16 protein-coding genes are annotated in these 17,018 nt (G+C 70.2%); 3 read left to right on the top strand and 13 right to left on the bottom strand.

What is annotated here, in order from left to right; all coding sequences use genetic code 11:
- Nucleotides 1–26 precede the first annotated feature (26 nt).
- On the bottom strand, nt 27–2,261 hold the full coding sequence (locus PSV00_RS03925) for a TonB-dependent receptor (RefSeq protein WP_300445100.1): 2,235 nt from the start codon (nt 2,259–2,261) through the stop codon (nt 27–29).
- A gap of 217 nt (nt 2,262–2,478) precedes the next feature.
- Here PSV00_RS03925 and PSV00_RS03920 point away from each other — a divergent pair, with 217 nt between their 5' ends.
- On the top strand, nt 2,479–4,128 hold the full coding sequence (locus PSV00_RS03920; RefSeq protein ID WP_300445098.1) for a serine hydrolase: 1,650 nt from the start codon (nt 2,479–2,481) through the stop codon (nt 4,126–4,128).
- Between the two features lie 39 nt (nt 4,129–4,167).
- Here the strand turns inward: PSV00_RS03920 and PSV00_RS03915 are convergent, their stop codons facing one another.
- From PSV00_RS03915 to prmC, 4 genes are all read right to left on the bottom strand, one after another.
- Nucleotides 4,168–4,569, bottom strand: a complete 402-nt coding sequence (locus PSV00_RS03915) for a hypothetical protein (protein ID WP_300445096.1) — start codon at nt 4,567–4,569, stop codon at nt 4,168–4,170.
- Nucleotides 4,570–4,664: 95 nt separating this feature from the next.
- Entirely contained in the window at nt 4,665–5,321 is a 657-nt protein-coding gene (locus PSV00_RS03910) for a DUF4893 domain-containing protein (protein WP_300445094.1), read from the bottom strand.
- An 80-nt stretch (nt 5,322–5,401) separates the two neighbouring features.
- On the bottom strand, nt 5,402–6,445 hold the full coding sequence (locus PSV00_RS03905) for a DUF4167 domain-containing protein (protein ID WP_300445092.1): 1,044 nt from the start codon (nt 6,443–6,445) through the stop codon (nt 5,402–5,404).
- A gap of 324 nt (nt 6,446–6,769) precedes the next feature.
- Nucleotides 6,770–7,663 (bottom strand): peptide chain release factor N(5)-glutamine methyltransferase, encoded by an 894-nt coding sequence (gene prmC, locus PSV00_RS03900; RefSeq protein ID WP_300445090.1) that lies wholly within the window; start codon nt 7,661–7,663, stop codon nt 6,770–6,772.
- A 72-nt stretch (nt 7,664–7,735) separates the two neighbouring features.
- Here prmC and PSV00_RS03895 point away from each other — a divergent pair, with 72 nt between their 5' ends.
- Complete coding sequence (locus PSV00_RS03895; RefSeq protein WP_300445088.1) at nt 7,736–9,010, top strand: YihY/virulence factor BrkB family protein; 1,275 nt, start codon at nt 7,736–7,738, stop codon at nt 9,008–9,010.
- An 8-nt stretch (nt 9,011–9,018) separates the two neighbouring features.
- Here PSV00_RS03895 and PSV00_RS03890 read toward each other — a convergent pair whose 3' ends face one another.
- The 3 genes from PSV00_RS03890 to prfA are packed head-to-tail and all read right to left on the bottom strand — an operon-like array spanning nt 9,019 to nt 12,394.
- The gene (locus PSV00_RS03890) at nt 9,019–10,518 is read right to left on the bottom strand and encodes a glycosyltransferase (protein WP_300445087.1); all 1,500 of its coding nucleotides are present in this window, start codon (nt 10,516–10,518) and stop codon (nt 9,019–9,021) included.
- Entirely contained in the window at nt 10,515–11,279 is a 765-nt protein-coding gene (locus tag PSV00_RS03885; protein WP_300445085.1) for a hypothetical protein, read from the bottom strand. Before PSV00_RS03885 ends, PSV00_RS03890 begins: the two co-directional genes overlap by 4 nt.
- A 47-nt stretch (nt 11,280–11,326) precedes the next feature.
- A complete protein-coding gene (gene prfA, locus PSV00_RS03880; protein WP_300445083.1) occupies nt 11,327–12,394 on the bottom strand; it encodes a peptide chain release factor 1 in 1,068 nt (355 codons plus the stop codon).
- Between the two features lie 293 nt (nt 12,395–12,687).
- Between prfA and PSV00_RS03875 the strand changes: the two genes are divergently transcribed.
- On the top strand, nt 12,688–13,464 hold the full coding sequence (locus PSV00_RS03875) for a sulfite exporter TauE/SafE family protein (RefSeq protein WP_300445081.1): 777 nt from the start codon (nt 12,688–12,690) through the stop codon (nt 13,462–13,464).
- Between the two features lie 5 nt (nt 13,465–13,469).
- Here PSV00_RS03875 and PSV00_RS03870 read toward each other — a convergent pair whose 3' ends face one another.
- From PSV00_RS03870 to PSV00_RS03855, 5 genes are all read right to left on the bottom strand, one after another.
- Nucleotides 13,470–14,066 (bottom strand): glutathione S-transferase N-terminal domain-containing protein, encoded by a 597-nt coding sequence (locus PSV00_RS03870; RefSeq protein WP_300445079.1) that lies wholly within the window; start codon nt 14,064–14,066, stop codon nt 13,470–13,472.
- The gene (locus PSV00_RS03865) at nt 14,063–14,344 is read right to left on the bottom strand and encodes a type II toxin-antitoxin system RelE/ParE family toxin (protein ID WP_300445077.1); all 282 of its coding nucleotides are present in this window, start codon (nt 14,342–14,344) and stop codon (nt 14,063–14,065) included. Before PSV00_RS03865 ends, PSV00_RS03870 begins: the two co-directional genes overlap by 4 nt.
- A 3-nt stretch (nt 14,345–14,347) precedes the next feature.
- Nucleotides 14,348–14,527, bottom strand: coding sequence for a hypothetical protein (locus tag PSV00_RS15305; protein WP_366944630.1), 180 nt, complete (start codon nt 14,525–14,527; stop codon nt 14,348–14,350).
- 42 nt (nt 14,528–14,569) lie between these two features.
- A complete protein-coding gene (gene ispG, locus PSV00_RS03860) occupies nt 14,570–15,715 on the bottom strand; it encodes a flavodoxin-dependent (E)-4-hydroxy-3-methylbut-2-enyl-diphosphate synthase (RefSeq protein ID WP_300445075.1) in 1,146 nt (381 codons plus the stop codon).
- 63 nt (nt 15,716–15,778) lie between these two features.
- Complete coding sequence (locus PSV00_RS03855; RefSeq protein ID WP_300445073.1) at nt 15,779–16,864, bottom strand: helix-turn-helix domain-containing protein; 1,086 nt, start codon at nt 16,862–16,864, stop codon at nt 15,779–15,781.
- Nucleotides 16,865–17,018: the final 154 nt, after the last annotated feature.

Genomic DNA, 17,018 nt, shown 5'->3' with positions numbered 1-17,018 from the left:
GTGTGGCCGACCAGCCACACAAGGGGTCAGCCGCCCGCCGGACCGGTCGAGAAGTCGAACTGTTCCGGCTGGCGGCGCGGCCCCGCGCCCAGGCTCCAGCTGAGGCCGATATAGAAGGCCCTCAGCCGGATATTCTGTTCGGTCCGCTCCCGGAACAACGGGGTCTCATAGACCGAGGCGCTGTTGAACCCGCTGAACAGGTCACGCCCGGTGACGTTCAGCGACAGGGTCTCGCTCAGCTTGCGCCGGTAGCCCAGATTGACCATGCCGCCGCCCTCGCGCCGGCCCTGGGCCAGCAGGCTGTCGCCCTGCCAGAATCCCGACAGCTGCACGAAATCGGTCGGGGTCGGCTGCCAGTTCAGACTGGCGCGGCCACTGGCCAGGGTGGCCGACCGGTCGCCGCCGCCGGCGATGCCGCCCGCGTCGATCGCCTGGCGGAAGACATTGACGCTGGCGCTGTAGCGCAGGCTGGCATGCAGCTGGCCGTTGGCGGTGGCCTCCAGCCCGGTATCGCGCCGCCCGCCCAGGTTTTCGGGCCGGGTCAGCAGCACCCCGCCGCCCAGGTCCGTCACCGTCTCGGTGAAGGCCTTGTCGGTGTCACGCAGATAGGCGGTCAGCTGGTAAAAGGTCGAACCCTGACGCTTCTGCCACATGGCCTCGAACGAATCCGTCTCCTGCGGCTCCAGATCCGGATTGCCAGAGCGGCGATTCAGCGGGTCCCCATAGCTCACGAACGGATTCAGCTGCCCCGGCTGCGGCCGCTGGATCCGGCGCGAATAGCTGGCGCGCAGGGTCTGGGTCTCGGACAGCTGATACTGCAGATGGGCGGTGGGATAGGCGCGGAAATAGTCCTGGGACGCCGAGGTGCCGCCGGTCAGATCCTCGACCCGGATGTCGGCCTGTTCCAGCCTCAGCCCCGCCTGGGCCGAAAACGCCTCGGTCAGCGGCCGCTCCCAGGTTCCGTACAGCGCATGCACGGTCTGGCGCGCCTCGAACCGGTTGCTCAGGCCCGGCACGACGGCCAGGGTCCCCGCCGACGGACCGCGGCTGAAGGTGACCTCCTGATCCGGGCGGACCTCGGTGACCTCATAGCCCAGCCGCACCTTGCCGCCGTCGGCCGTGGGGCGGACATAGGCGCTGGTGAAGCCGAGGGTGACCTGGTTCTGCGCCTGGTCGTTGCGTTCGACCAGATCCGTCCCCGCGGGCACCAGGAAGCGGGTCAGGGCCAACCCCGCATTCTCGATGTCATTGACGTCATAACGCAGCTCGCCGGACCATTCATGGCCGGCCTCGTCGAACCGGTGCAGCAGCCGCGCCGTCGCGCCGCCGTTGCGGAACCGGAAGGCGGAACTGTCGTCGCGGGCATAGGCACCGGTCACGGTCCCGCCGGCGTCGCGCGTCTCGAACAGGCCGGGGCCGCCCCGGTCCCCCTCGAAGGCAACGCCGCGCAGTTCGCCGGTCAGCTGGGTACGGTCACTCAGCCGGTAGTCGACGGCGAACCGGCCGACGGTGCCGGTCTGGTCGGAGACGGTGGCCTGGTCGTTGCGGGTGGTCGAGACCACGGCCCCGGTCACCGGGTCCAGCTGCTCGCGCAGCCGGTTGAACCCGAACCGGTTGGGATCGACCCGGTAGCTGAGGTCGCCCGACAGGGTCAATTTGTCCTTCTGCCAGGAGCCGCTGCCGCCCAGGTTCCAGCGACCATTGTCACCGACATTGGCGCGGATGGAGCCGGTCGTCTGGGTGCCCGGGCGCGCGGTACGGGGCTTGGTGACCAGATTGATCACCCCGCCCGACCCCTCGGGACTGTAGGCGGCCGACGGATTGGTCATCACCTCGATCCGGGCGTACTGGTCGGCCGGCAGCTGCAGCAGGGCCTGGGCCCGCCCCTCGCCCGACAGCACACCCGACGGGCGGCCGTCGACCAGGATGGTCACCCCGGAATCGCCGCGCAGCGACACATTGCCCTGGGGGTCCACGTCCACTGAAGGCACATTGCGCAGGGCGTCGGCCAGGCTGCCCGTCGTCGCCTGCAGGTCATTGGCCAGGCTGTAGCTGACCGAATCGATCGAGGTGCGCACATCAGTGGCGCGCGCGGTGACCACGACATCGGCGACGGCCGACGCCGCCTCGGCCGGCGGCTCCTCCGTCGCCGGCGTGGCGGCCAGGGCCGGGGCGGGCGGCGGGGCCGTCTGGGCCAGGACGGGCGGCGCAAGAACCATCGTTGCCGCGCCGGTGAGCAGCAGGGTCTTCAGTCGGATCATGGCGTCAGCCCCTTCAAGGTCCTGCGTCCACCCGGGGCGCCGACTCGTTCGGCGGTTAACAGGCAGACGAACCGCCCCCTAGTTACTTTTGCGTCATGACCGCACGATTTCAGACCGTTACCTCCCCGTCGCGGTTGCGGCGAAACCGGGGCGCTGCCACCCCGGCTCGACCCGGGGCCAAAATGGTCTAGCCTCGTCCCGCACACCGGAGACCGCCATGCCCGTCCACCCCCTCACCCTGTCCCGCCGTTCCGCCCTGGCCCTGTCCGCGGGCGGGACCGCCCTGGCGGCGATGCCCGCCTGGGCCCGCGCGGCGGCGAATGACCATGCCGACCTGGCCACGGCGATCGACGCCTTCGTGCAACAGGCGATGGCGGCCTTTCCCGACCAGCCGGCCCTGTCGGTGGCGGTGGTCCGGGACGGCCAGGCCATCCTGACCCGCGGCTATGGCGTGCGGAAGATGGGCGAGGCGCGGCGGGTCGACGACCGGACCCTGTTCGCCATCGCCTCCAACTCCAAGAACGTCACCGCCGCCGGCCTGGCCATGATGGTCGACGAGGGGAAGGTGAAATGGGACGAGCCGGTTCGGACCTATCTGCCGGGCTTCACCCTGTCGGACCCGGTGATCGGCGAGCGGATCACGGTGCGCGACACCCTGAGCCACCGGGCCGGCTTCGGTCTGGGGGCCGGGGACCTGCTGTTCTGGCCCAACAGCGATCGCAGCCGTGAAGAGGTGATGGCCCGGGTGCCGTTCGTGCCGATCGAATACGGCTTCCGCGCCGGCTACCACTATTGCAACCTGATGTTCGTGGTCGCCGGTGAGGTGCTGGCCGCCGCCTCGGGCCAGCGCTGGGAAGACTTTGTCCAGGACCGGATCCTCGACCGGGTCGGCATGACCGACACCGTGCCGATGGCCAGCCTGGCCGATCCGCAGAAGTCCGCCCTGCCCCACGCCCGCACCGGTCCGCCGCTGCGCTACCAGGGGCCGATGCGGCCGATCGCCGACTCGATCGCCGCCATCTGGAACTGGGACTCGGCGGCGGCGGCGGGCGGTATCTGCGCCAGCGCCGTCGACTGGTCGAAATGGATCGCCGTGCGGCTGGCCATGGGGGCCCTGCCCGACGGCAGCCGGCTGTTCTCGGAAGAGACGGCGAAGGAGATGTGGCGGCCCAACGTCATCGTCACGTCGTCCGAGGGGCCGACCGCCGCCCTGCCCGGCCGCGCCATCGCCTCGACCTATGCGATGGGCTTCCAGGTCCAGGACTATCGCGGCGAGCGGCTGGTCAGCCACGGCGGCGGCTCGCCCGGCGGGATTTCGGCGACCATGCTGATCCCGGGCCGCAACATCGGCTTCTCGGTCTTCTCCAATGCCGAGGAGAGCTATCTGCTGCGGGCCCTGCGCTCGGGCATCACCGACATCTGCATGGCCAGGACCGATTTCGACTGGATCGCCGACTCGGTGCGCCGCAACGAGGAAGGCATCGAAAAGTCGCTGGCCGCCGCGGTCGAGATCGACGCCAAACAGGCCGCCGGGGCCGCACCCTCCCTGCCGCTGTCGGCCTATGCCGGGACCTGGCGCGACCCCTGGTACGGGGACATCACCATCGAGGCCCGCACCACCGGCCGCGGCCGCAACGCCCGCACCGGCCTGTATCTGAGCTTCACCCACAATCCGGCCCTGCAGGGCCCGCTGGAACCCTATGACGGCGAGATGATGCGCACCCGCTTCCCCGACACCCGCGAGGAGGACGCCTTCATCACTTTCGAGATCGAGGACGGCCGGCCGGTGCGGGCCACGGTCAAGGGCGTCTCGCCCGACATCGACTTCTCGTACGACTATCAGGACCTGAAGCTGACCAAGGTCTGACGGGACCGTCCCCGCCGCCCGGAGGCGGCGGGGTGAGGCCTACGGCGCGGCGCGGCGGCCGGCTTCGAGAATGGGCAGGCCGGCCTCGGTGGGGATGTAGATGACCTGGCGGTCGCCCTGGCCGGCGGTTTCCTGCAGCATGTTGATATAGGCCCAGCGCAGGTAGTTGTCGGGGCCGCCGAGGCTTTCGGCCATGATGCGGTTGGCCTCGTTGGTGCCGCGGGCGCGGGCGATCTCGGCCTGGGCCGTCAGCTCGGCGGAATCGAGGGCGGCCTGGGCTTCCAGCACGCGGATGCGGCGGTTCTGGACCGCCTCCTCATAGGCGGCCTTGCCCTTCATCTGCTTGGAATAGACGTTGTAGGTGGGCATGCCGACGAGGGCGATGCCGAGAACGATCGCCAGTAGAACGACCATACTGATGGTGGCGCCGATACCGCGCATGTGAACCCCCTGAAAACATGCGCCGGAACACCCGACGCGGGACCAGAGTCACGGGTCGGGGTCGGGCGGTCAAGCGAAGTCGGGAGTCTTTCCGCCTAGCCGACCGGCACCAGTTCGATCAGGTCGAGGTTGGATTCGTTCTGGGGCCAGGGGATGACCAGCCGCCAGCGGCGCGCACCGATCCGTTCCAGCACGGCGACGAGGTCGCGCTCGGGGCGCTGACCGTAGGAGTTGGCGGGCGGTTCGTCTGCCAGGGCCACCGACCCCAGCATGACCATGTGATCGCGGCTATCCGGGAACAGCAGGCCACCGGGACGCTGGGATCCGGTCAATTTGGAGAATTTCAGCCCGTTCGGGGTCTGGTCGATCCGGCAGGCGAACCAGTCATAGACCACATAGCCGAGCCCGGCCTCGCCGCCCTGGGAGCCCAGTTTCACGGTGCGGCAGCGGTAGTCGCCGACCGGAGGGATGACCCCCGGCAGGGCGGCGGCGGGGTCGATCAGATCGCCCAGCCCGGCCAGGTCACCGGAACCGGGCTGACGCCGGGCCTGTTGCAGGGCCAGGGTCCAGGCCGCCTGACGGCGGTTGTAGCGGTCGCGGTCGGTGCTGGTGATGATGCTGCGCCAGTCGCGCAGTACCGCGCCCGTCGGGCCCGTCGGTCCTGGCGGCGGCGGCGGCGGCGCGGAGGCACAGGCTGCCAGGGTGGCGGCAGCAGCGACAATGATGATCGACAGGCGAAGACGCGCGCGCATGGACAGTCCTTCCGGAGAGCACGGGCCCCAAGAAGCCGTCGGGGCCGCCGCCGTCAAGACCGGCCGCAACCCCGCAGGGGTCACTCGTCGCCGGCGGGGGCCTCGACCTTCTTGCGCGGGGCCCGGCGTTTGACGACCGGGGCGTCGGTGGCCTCGGCCGGGACCGCCGGTGTGGCCGCCGCGACCGGCGCGCGGGTCAGGAAGCCCGGCAGGGCCGTCGGGGCGTCGTCAGCGGACTCGTCGCGAGGGGCGCGTTCGGCACGCGGGCGGCGGGCGCGGGTCTCGGTCCGGGCCGGTGCGGCCTCGGCGGCCTCGACCGCAGGCGCGGCGGCGGCGGGCGACTGGTCGTCGTCGGAACCGGCGCTCTCGCCGTCGGTGCCCTCACCGCGGGCCGGGCGTTCGTTGCGGCGCCGTTCCCAGCGTTCGCGGCGCGTCTCGCGGCGGCCGCCGTCGGCGTCGCCCTCGGCGCGGGGCTGGTCGTCCCGGGCCTGGTCGTCCCGCGGACGATCCTCACGCGGGCGTTCGTCGCGGGGCCGGTCATCCCGGGGACGGTCGTCGCGAGGACGATCCTCGCGCGGGCGATCGTCACGATTGCGCGGCGGGCGGGCCTCACGATTGCCGTCCCGGTCGCGCCATTCACGCGGCTGGCCGTTGCCGGACTGCGGGTTGCCCGACGCGGTGTTGCCGGACTGATGATTGCCGCCCTGGCCATTGCCGTCGCCCTGGGTGTCGCCGGTGTCGCCCTGGGCCGCGCGGTCGGCGGCCTGCTGGGCGGCGAGGAAGGCGGCGGCCTGGGCCCCGGTCTCGTCCTCGAAATCGATGTCATAGCCCTGGTTGGACAGCTCGCGCGCGGCGATCTCCGACACCGAACGCTGCGGCTGCAGGGCGCGCAGGACGCGGAAATAGTGTTCGGCGTGCTGCATGTAGTTTTCGGCCAGCACCCGGTCGCCGCCGGCGGTCGCATCGCGGCCGAGCTGCTGATAGCGCTCATAGACCGTCTGGGCGTTGCCGCGGACCTTGATGTTCTCCGGGCCCTGGGAATCCCACGACCGGTTCGGATTGCTGCTGTTGGCGTTGCTGGGACCGCCGCCGGGCTTTCTGTTGCGTCCGCGTTGACGCTTCATGCCCTTGAAATCTCTCATCGAAACTTACCGTGCTTTTTCAGGGGAACGGGCGGTCTGCATGCTGCAGCCTGTCGCCGTCCGTGTCTTCGTTCCGTCTCGTTCGGGGCCAATCCCCGCTGACGATGTATCCGGAAATCCGTTGCCGCCCCGTGGCTCGCCGGGCGACCCGGCCCGACCATCACATGCCCCGAGCGCGCGTGGATGGGCCTGAAGCGGTCCAAGGCGTGCGTTTTGGGTGGGAGACAGTTCAAGGCTTAGCGCGGGACGGGCCGGTTTCCAAGGGGTTTGTTCGGCTGGCCCCCCGCCCCTGACGGGGCAGGATTATTACATCTTCGGAATCGGGTTGGTGCGCGGGTCCGGGCCGTTGGTGACGACGCGGTCGCGGTTGGACAGGTCCTTGACCACCTTGACGTCGGCGAAGCCGGCCGCCGCGAACAGGGCCTTGACCTGGGGACCCTGGTCCCAGCCGATCTCGACGGCGAAGACGCCGCCCGGCTTGAGGATGCGATGGATCTCGGGGGCCAGGTCGCGATAGGCCTGCAGGCCGTCGGGGCCGCCGTCCAGGGCCAGGTGCGGATCGTGCTCGCGCACCTCGGGGTCGAGGCCGGCGATGTCTCCGCTGGGAATATAGGGCGGATTGGACACCACCACGTCGAAGGTGCCCGGGCCGAAGCCGGTGGCCCATTCGGTGCGCAGGAAGCTGGCGCGGGCGTCGAGATCGAGATTGGCGGCGTTCTCCTTGGCCACGGCGATGGCCTCGGACGATATGTCGGTGCCCATGCCGCGCGCGGCCGGACGCTCGGCCAGGACGGCCAGCAGGATCGCCCCCGAACCGGTGCCCAGATCGATCATCTGGAAGGCGGCCTGGGGCGGAAAGGCCAGCAGGACGACGTCGAGAATGGCCTCGGTGTCGGGGCGCGGGCTCAGCACGTCGGGGGTGACGTTGAGCATGATCTTCCAGAACCCCTTGCGGCCGAGGATGCGCGACACCGGCTCGCGCTTCAGCCGGCGGTCGATCATCGCCGCATAGGCGGCGGCCTGGTCGGGGGTCAGGGCCCGGTGCGGATCGGTCAGGATGTCGGTGCGGCCGACCCCGGCGGCGACCTCGAGCAACAGGCGGGCGTCGATGGCCGGGCTGTCGATGCGGCCGGCCTTGAGCCGGGCCTGGGCGGTTTTCCAGGCGGTGACGAGAGTCGGGGCGGGCGTGCTATCGGTCATGAAGGCTGCTTGACGCGGCTTTGGGGCGATTTCAAGCGGAACGCCGCAACACGGAGGCCGTTGATAGCGCCGATGGGCACCAGATCGAAGTCATCGTCACCCGCCAGGGCGTCATCCGGCCTGCGCCTGCTGCGGTTGCTGGGGGCGGTTGCCGGCGGGCTGGTCGCCGGGGCCGGGGCCATCCATCTGCTGCATCGCCAGGGCCACAGGGTCGGGCTGGACCTGCGCGGCTTCCGTCCGCCCGAACCGCCGCCCCCGCCGCCGACGCCGGAGGAGTTCGAGGCGCGCGAGCCCGGTCGCGGCCGGCTGGCGCGGCGGCCGATCCAGATTCCGCACCGCGGCTGGAGCGACATCCTGTGGCGGGTCGGGGTCTCCTATTTCGGCGACCGGGTCGGCTTCCTGGCCGGGGGCGTGACCTTCTTCATCGTGCTGTCGCTGTTCCCGACCCTGGCCGCCTTCGTCACCGTCTACGGCCTGTTCGCCGATCCGGCCGACGCCTGGAACCGGCTGCAATTCCTGTATTCGGTGCTGCCGTCCGGCGTGGCGGGCTTCCTCGGCGGTGAGATGCAGCGACTGGCCGAGACCACCAAGCCGCAGATGACCCTGACCCTGGCCTGGACCCTGCTGCTGTCGCTGTGGGTGGCCAACAGCGGCATCAAGACCCTGTTCTACGGGCTCAACGTCGCCTACCACCAGGTCGAGCGTCGCAACTTCCTGCACTACAACCTGATCTGCATGGCCTTCACCCTGTCCGGCCTGATGGCGGTGTTCCTGACCGCCGCCCTGGTGGTCGGGGTACCGCTGGTGCTGGGGGTATTCGGCCTGGCCGCGGAATGGAATTACCTGGCCCCGCTGCGCTGGCCGGTGCTGCTGGTCGGCTATGGAATCGCCCTGGCGACCATCTACCGGTTTGGCCCGTGCCGCAGCCGCGCCCGTTGGCGCTGGCTGACCCCGGGGGCGGTGTTCGCGGCCACGGCCAGCCTGGCGGTGTCCTTCCTGTTCAGCTGGTATCTGCAGACCTTCGTGCGCACCGCCGCCTACGGGCCGCTGGCGGCGATGATGGGCTTCCTGCTGTGGACCTGGCTGTCGGTGCAGATCATCATCCTCGGGGCCGAGCTGAACGCCGAGATCGAACACCAGACCGCGATCGACACCACCACCGGTGCGGTCCGGCCGATCGGCGAGCGCGGGGCGGTGGTCGCCGACAGCGTCGGGGCCAGGCTGGGCAGTCCCGCGGCCCTGGCCTTTACCCTGAAACACGCCGAGGCCCTGTCCAACCGGCTGATGAACCGGCGCATCCGGCGCGACGGGCGCAAGCGGGGAACGCCGCCGCCCGACGGAGATTGAGCCGGGCGTCAGTCGGGCTCGATCGCGACCTCGATCAGGCTGAAGCCGAGACGACGCCCGTCCGCCGAGAGACCGAGCGAGACCGGCGAGCGGCAGGGGGTCGAGTGGAAGCCGAGCCAGGCGTCGGTCACCCCGTCGAGGGCATCGACTGCGAACCAGACATCGCGCGGCTCGGCACCGTCCGCGCCCGGGAACGACAGCTCGCCCAGCGGCTGGCCGTTGAGGGTGACCGTCAGGCGCGCGTCGGGCGAGCCGGCCGGCAGGAACGGGGCCAGACGCAGGCGGATGCGGCCGGGACCGAACGCCGTGGCCGGGCGAAAGCGCAGGCTGCACGTCGGTTGCGCCGACCATACCCCCCAGGCTTCCGGCGTATGAAATCCGGTCAGGGCCAGGCGATCGCCGTCCGTGGCGGCGACGGACACCCCGGGATCCAGCGGCTCCAGCCCGCTGCCGAGCCGGGCCAGGGTCCGGATCAGGCTCGCCCGCTCGGCGGTCCAGGACGACGGCGCGACCGCCGGGTCCCAGGTCTGGAGATGGACGGCCAGGGCCAGGTTGCGGGCCTCGCTGTCCTCCGGCCCGGCCGGGCTCGCCAGGATCCCGGCATAGACGGCGCGCCAGCGATCGGTCCAGGCCGTCAGTCCGGCCTCGGCGCGCAGCCGCTGCCCCACTGCCACGGCCATGACCGGATCATAGCGGTCGATCGCCGCCCCGACCGCCCCGGCGGTGACCGGGCCGGTGAAGGTGCCGACCCCGAAATTGCCGTGGCGCAGGGCCTCATAGGTCGGCAGGTCCGCCATCCCGGCCAGACCGCGACCGTCACACACCACCACCGCCCGCAGACAGGCCAGGGATTCGATCGCCGTCAGGGCACTGGCGAAGACCAGGTCATAGGCCGGGAGCAGGGCCTCGGGTGCGTCGACGATCCGCCCGACCGCGGCCCCGACCACATCGAGGCTGATGTCGCGCCGGGCGCAGGCCGTGCGGATGCCGTCGAGATGGCCCTGGTTCTTGGCGAAGGCCAGGGCCCGGCGCGGGCGTGGCGGCAGGGCCGGGCCCGGCTGAAACCGGTCGGTGTCGACACCGTTGAGCACCAGCTGCACCGCCTCCGGGGCCAGGCCGGTATCGGCGGCGACCCGGGTGCGGAAGCTGTCGCTGACCGTGGCCCAGGCGCGGACCCCGGGCAGGCGGGGCGGCGTGTCATGCCAGGCCTCCCGGTCGTGACAGACAAAGACCGCCGGCACCTGCGGATAGCGGGCCAGGGCGACCGCGGTCTGGATCACATGATGGCCGTGGATCACGTCCGGGGTCGCGGGCACGGCAGCGATGTCATTGACCACCGGAATGCCGGCTCGGCGCAGTGCGTCGGCGATCGGCCCCGATCGCGGCGCATAGACCATCGGCCGGTCGCCGGCCCGGGCCAGGCCGAGGGCCAGGTCGCGGACCACGATCTCGGTCCCGGTCCGGCCGGCCAGGGTGATATTGGTGATCAGCACCCGCAGCCCGGTCATCCGGCGGCCTCCAGCCGCCGGGCCAGCCGGCTGACGATCGGCACCATATGGGACCAGCGCAGGGCCTCGGCATAGACGCCGGCGCGGACCCGGTCCTCGCCCCAGGCCTCATAGAGGGGGGGGCGGTCGGTGGGGATCAGGTCCGCCAGGGGCAGCGGCCGGTGCAGGGACTCGCGGGTGAAGGCGGCCGGACCGGCGCTGGCCGACAGGCTGGCCACGTCGTCGGCGATTTCGGGATAGCGATCGACCAGCGCCTGTTTGTCCGCCCGCTGTTGCGGGTCGAGGTCGAGGACCGCGACGGCGGGGCCGGCCGGGGCGGCGGCGAGATCGCCCAGCACCACCGGATAGTCGAGACAGGTCACGGCCCGGCCGAGGGTCTGTCCCGCCTCGGCGGCGGCGACCCGGGTCATCAGATGGGTCAGGTCATGGACCGGATTATAGTTCTGCCAGCCGTCGGTGACGACAGTGGTCACCGCCCCCGCGCAAAAGCCCGCCGCCAGGGTGTCGACCAGGTCCAGAAAGGGGGCCGCGTCCCCGGCCATCATCCAGCGGTACAGGTCGACATCAAAGGCCGCCCCGAATGGTGCGGTCGGCACGGCCCCGAGCACATCGGCCAGGCGACGGCTGGCCTCGATCCGCCGTTCCGACTGGCCCGAGCGCGAGCCGCGGGCGATGATCGACAGCCGCGGCCGCGCGCGCCGCACCCAGGCCGACATCCGCAATTCATGACCAGGGTGCGCGACGACCAGGGCTGTGTGCATGAGGCTCCTGAAAACGACGATCGGACCGGCACCCTGTCCGGCCGGGGCTAGTTGAACTCGGCTTCGAGGTCGGCGAGACGGGCGGCCTGGTCCTCGGCGATCAGGGCGTTGAGCAGGGGGTCGATGTCGCCCTCGAGGATCTGCGGCAGGCTGTGCAGGGTCAGGCCGATGCGGTGGTCGGTGACCCGGCCCTGGGGGAAGTTGTAGGTGCGGATCCGCTCGGAGCGGTCGCCCGAGCCGACCTGGGATTTGCGCGCGTCGGAACGGGCATTGTCCTTGGCCTGGCGCTGCTGGTCATAGAGGCGGACGCGCAGGTTCTTCATCGCCTTGTCGCGGTTCACATGCTGCGACTTCTCGGACGAGGTGACGACGATCCCGGACGGGAAATGGGTGATGCGCACGGCGGAATCGGTCTTGTTGACGTGCTGGCCGCCCGAGCCGGAGGCGCGGAAGGTGTCGATGCGGATGTCCTTGTCCTGGATGTCGATCTCGACGTCCTCGACCTCGGGCAGGACGGCGACCGTGGCGGCCGAGGTATGGATGCGACCGCCGGCCTCGGTGGTCGGGACGCGCTGGACCCGGTGCACGCCGCTCTCGAATTTGAGCCGGCCGAACACGCCGTCGCCGTTGACGGTGGCGATGATCTCCTTGAAGCCGCCGGCGTCCCCCTCGGTGGCGGAATCGACCTCGACCTTCCAGCCCTGGGTCTGGGCGTAGCGGGAATACATGCGGAACAGGTCGCCGGCGAACAGGGCGGCCTCGTCGCCGCCGGTACCGGCGCGGACTTCCAGCACGGCCGAGGCGTTCTCGTCGGCGTCGCGCGGGGCCAGCAACAGGGCGACCTCGCGCTCCAGCCCCGGGAGGGTCTCGTTCAGGGCCTCCAGCTCCTCGGCGGCCATGGCCGCCATCTCGGGATCAGAGGCCATGGCCTGCAGGTCGGCGACCTCGGCCCGGGCCCGGGCCACGGCCATCACCGCATCGGCCACCGGCTTGAGCTCGGCATGTTCCTTCGACAGGCGCACGATCTCCTGGCCGTCGCTGGCCGCGCCCATGCGCGCCTCCACCTGGTGGAAGCGGTCGAGTACCTGATCGAGCCGGGCCTGGGGCAGTCGCACGGGGGAAACATCCTGAATTCCGGAGGGGCGGAGCCTTAGCCCATTTTTGCTTCAGGTCGAACCGACCTGAATCCAAAAAATGGCCCGGATTCAAACTGGAGCGAAATCTGAGCCGGGTTGGACTTCGTCCAACCCAACCGATTTCGCTCTAGCGTGCAGGGCGTCACCTGTCGATGGAGGGCACAGCCCACGGACGGCGGGTCACAAGCGCGTCACCCCCGCTTCCGCCGTCGCGCCGGGCGCATTACGCAGGAAGGCGTCACCACGGTGGCCGATGCCGCACGGGTACCCGAATGGACGTCTTCCTGCTGTTTCTGGCGGTGGGCCTGCTGGCCCAGATCGTCGACGGGGCCCTGGGCATGGCCTATGGCGTGATCGCCAATACGGTGCTGCTGGCCTTTGGCGTGCCCCCGGCCGCGGCCTCGGCCAGCGTCCATGTCGCCAAGATCTTCACCGGGGGGGCCTCGGCCGCGTCGCATGTGATGCACCGGAATATCCTGTGGTCCCTGTTCTGGCCGCTGGCGGCGGGCGGGATGATCGGCGGGGCGGTCGGGGCCTATGTGCTGACCGGCGTGCCCGGCGACCGGATCAAGCCCTACATCCTGGCCTATCTGCTGGTGATCGGCATCTGGGTGCTGTGGCGGGCGGCCCGTGACGTGCGGCTGCGCCTGTTTCCGCTGCGCTGGAGCGGCCCGCTGGGCTTTGTCGGCGGCCTGCTGGATGCGATCGGCGGCGGTGGCTGGGGCCCGACGGTGACCTCGACCCTGGTCGGGGCCGGGACCGAGCCGCGCCGGGCCATCGGCACGGTCAACACCGCCGAACTTCTGGTGACCATCGCCATATCGGCGGCCTTCCTCGCGGCCCTGGTGACCGGACGCTGGTCCGGCGGGGCGCTGGAGCATCATGCCGCCGCCGTCGGCGGCCTGATCGTCGGCGGCCTGATCGCCGCCCCCTTCGCCGGCTGGATCACCAAACGCGTCCCGGCGCGGCTGCTGACCTACGGGGTCGGGGTGCTGATCATCGTGCTGGCCGGCTATCAGGGCCTCCAGCTCGCCGGACTGGCTCCCTAGACCATCTAGACCGGCCGGGTCGCCACGAAGCTCGGCCGGGCCTCGAGCGTGGCCTGCAGGGCCACCAGATGCGGGCGACCGGTCTTCCAGTCGTGGTCCGGGTGGCGGAAGCTGATCCAGGTGACGGCGACCCCGGCGGTGATCGTGCCCATGTCGAGGACGGCGGGATCGGGCCGGACCGCTTCCAGCGCATCCAGCGACCGGTCGAGGTTCAGGGTCCAGCGCGCCATCCACGAGGGCGAGCGCTCGGATTCGGGGCGACGCAGTTCCAGCAGCCATTTGACGCCCATCTCCAGCGCGCCATTGGCCAGGGTCTCCATCCGCCGCACGCGCAGCCGGTCCGCGCCGGCCTCGGGCAGCAGGCGGGGCCCGTCGCCGAGGGTGTCGAGATAGTCGCAGATCACCGGACTGTCGGTCAGCGGCAGGCCGTCCGCCGCGATCAGGGTCGGGACCTGGACCACCGGATTGGTGGCCATCAGCTCCGGCGCATTCTCATACGGATTGACCGCGATCTCCTCGATCCGGTCGGACAGCCCCTTCTCGCGGGCGACGATCCGGCATTTGCGGACGAAGGGGGACGGGGCGGCGAAATAGAGTTTCATTCGGGGGGATACTGCTGAGCGGAATGGAAGACGTTGATGATCATTACGGCATCCGCCTCTACGCGATAGATCAGGACATAGTTGGGATGAACGATCACCTCCCGTGTGCCCGACACACGACCGGCCCGATAGGCATGGGGATGGTCCCCCAACGTCCGGGCTGTATCAACGATCAGGTCACGGATTCGCCGGGCGGCGGCAGGATTGCGCGCTGCGATATAGCTGACGATTTGCTCAACATCGGTGATGGCCGTCTCTGACCAGACCGTCGGAAGCACGGCTCAGGTCCTGGATACAGACTTGGCGAGCGCGCGATCGATCCTCGCGACGGCGTCATCATGCGGGACGGCAGGCCGGGGATCAGCCAGTGACGCTTCAACACGCGCCCGGAACCAGACGTCATAGGCCTCGGCCTCTTCGGTCGAGGCGAACTCGGATTCTATGGGCGAGAGCGCGGGCATGGGGGGAATATGCGCCCGGTCTAAGGGGGCCGCAACCGAATACTACCCTGCGGAGACAACCGGCAAGGCCACAACCCTGCGTGCGGCGTCCAGCTCGGCGGCCCTGGCCTCGACCTGCTGGACGATCTCGTCGACCATGCCGGTGTTGAGCTGTTTGTGGGCCATCTTGCCGTTCAGATAGACCATGCCGGACCCGGCCCCGCCGCCGGTGAAGCCGACGTCGGTATAGAGAGCCTCACCCGGGCCGTTGACGACACAGCCGATGATCGACAGCGACATCGGCGTGGTGATGTGGGCCAGCTTTTCCTCGAGGATGCCGACCGTCTCGATGACGTTGAAGCCCTGGCGGGCGCAGGACGGGCAGGCGATGATGTTGACGCCGCGGTGGCGCAGGCCCAGCGATTTGAGGATGTCGAACCCGACCTTGATCTCCTCGACCGGGTCGGCGGCGAGGCTGACACGGATGGTGTCGCCGATGCCGGACCACAGCATATTGCCCATGCCGATGGCCGATTTGATCGTGCCCGAGCGCAGCGGTCCGGCCTCGGTCACGCCCAGGTGCAGCGGACAGTCGATGGCCTCGGCCAGCTGCTGGTAGGCGGCCACGGTCAGGAAGGGGTCGGAGGCCTTCACCGAGATCTTGAACTCGTGGAAGTCGTGGTCCTGCAGGATGCGGGCGTGGTTCAGGGCGGACTCGACCATGGCCTCGGGACAGGGCTCGCCGTATTTCTCGAGCAGATCGCGCTCCAGACTGCCGGCGTTGACGCCGATCCGCATCGAACAGCCGTGATCCCGGGCGGCCTGGACCACGTCGCGGACGCGCTGGGCGTTGCCGATATTGCCGGGATTGATGCGCAGGCAGGCGGCCCCGGCCTCGGCGGCCTCGATGCCGCGTTTGTAGTGGAAATGGATGTCGGCGACGATCGGCACCCGGGACTCGCGCACGATGGTGGCCAGGGCGGCGGTCGAGGCCTCGTCGGGACAGGAGACGCGCACGATGTCGGCCCCGGCCTCTTCCAGCTGGCGGATCTGGTCGATCGTCGCCGCCGCATCCGAGGTCAGGGTATTGGTCATCGACTGGACGCTGATCGGGGCGTCACCGCCGACCGGGACCGAACCAACCATGATCTGGCGGCTCTTGCGGCGCTCGATGTGGCGCCACGGACGGATATGGGAAAGCTCGCTCATGTCCGGCCCATATAGGCGATCCGGCGACGCGAAACCACGGCGCAGGACAGGGGCTGCGTCGATTCAGCCGGGAATGACGTCCGGGGCCTCGGGGGCCGCGACCTCGACCTGGACGGCGACGGCCGCAGCCTCGCGCGCCTCGGCCCGGGCCGAGACCGCCGCGGCGGTCTGGCGGGCCAGGGCCTGGGCGCGGCTGTTGAGCTGGGCCAACGGCGTCAGCACCGCCTGGAGGCCGCCGCCATGCTCGCCGTTCAGATAGACGTCGAAGGCGGTCGGGTCGGAGGTGTCGATGGTGGCCGAGACGCCGTCCGGCGCGCGCCAGGCTTCGCCGGCGACCAGCTGGCGGGCGAACAGCACCCGGCCGTCGCCCATGCGCACGACCAGGCTGGCGGCCTTGCGGGCCTGCAGCACGACCTGGGAGGCGGTGGCCGAGGCCCCGTAGATGGCCCCGCGCGGATTGAAGGCCTTCTGCACCGGGGCCGCATCGGCGGCGGCGGCGGCCAGGGCCTCGGCCGAGCCGGGGGCGATCCCGGTCAGCTGGGCCTCAAGGCCCGGGGTGATGTAGAAGGCGGGCACCGTCTGGTCCGGCGGCGCGGGCTGGGGTGCGGACAGCCGCATCAGGCCGTCCTGACCGGGCACGGCCCCCAGGGTCCAGCTCTCGGGGGTGGCGGTCAGGGCCGACGGGTGCGGCGCGCGCATCAGGCTGACGCGCTGGAACACATTCCAGCCGACCACGGCCAGGACCAGGGCCAGGCCGGCGGCGATCAGGCGCGGCGAATAGCGACGGACTTCCTCGAAGGCGACACCGACCGGAGCCTGCAGCGGCATCGACGGATCGGGGCATTCGCGTTTGAAGCGCTCGACGGCCAGCTGCTCGTCGACCCCGAGGGCCCCGGCATAGGCGCGTACATAGCCGGTCGAGAAGACCCGCGACGGCAGGATGGAGAAGTCATTCTGTTCGAGAGCAGTCAGATAGCGGGTGTGGACACGGGTGATCGTCGACAGCTCGGCCAGCGACTTGCCGGAGGCGTCGCGCGCCATCCGCAGGCCCTCACCCAGAGTCACCGCCTCAACGATGGAAGGCGCAGGGTCCTTCCAGTCGGGATGGTCCCGAAACTCATCGGGGATATTCCCCGTATCCAGCGCCATGACGCCCGACCTCACACTCGACCCGGGAACGGAAGCCCCCTGTGTCGTACTCGACCCTGAACCGCCTAACACATGATGCTGACAGTTCAGGCCTCCCCCCGGAGGACCCTCAAACTCGTCTTGTGGATAACTCATTAGAGCCGACCGATCAACG

Source organism: Brevundimonas sp., assembly GCF_029945885.1.
Classification (GTDB): domain Bacteria; phylum Pseudomonadota; class Alphaproteobacteria; order Caulobacterales; family Caulobacteraceae; genus Brevundimonas.
The sequence above is the reverse complement of the archived record's forward strand: the minus strand, read 5'-3'. Positions and strand labels throughout refer to the sequence as shown.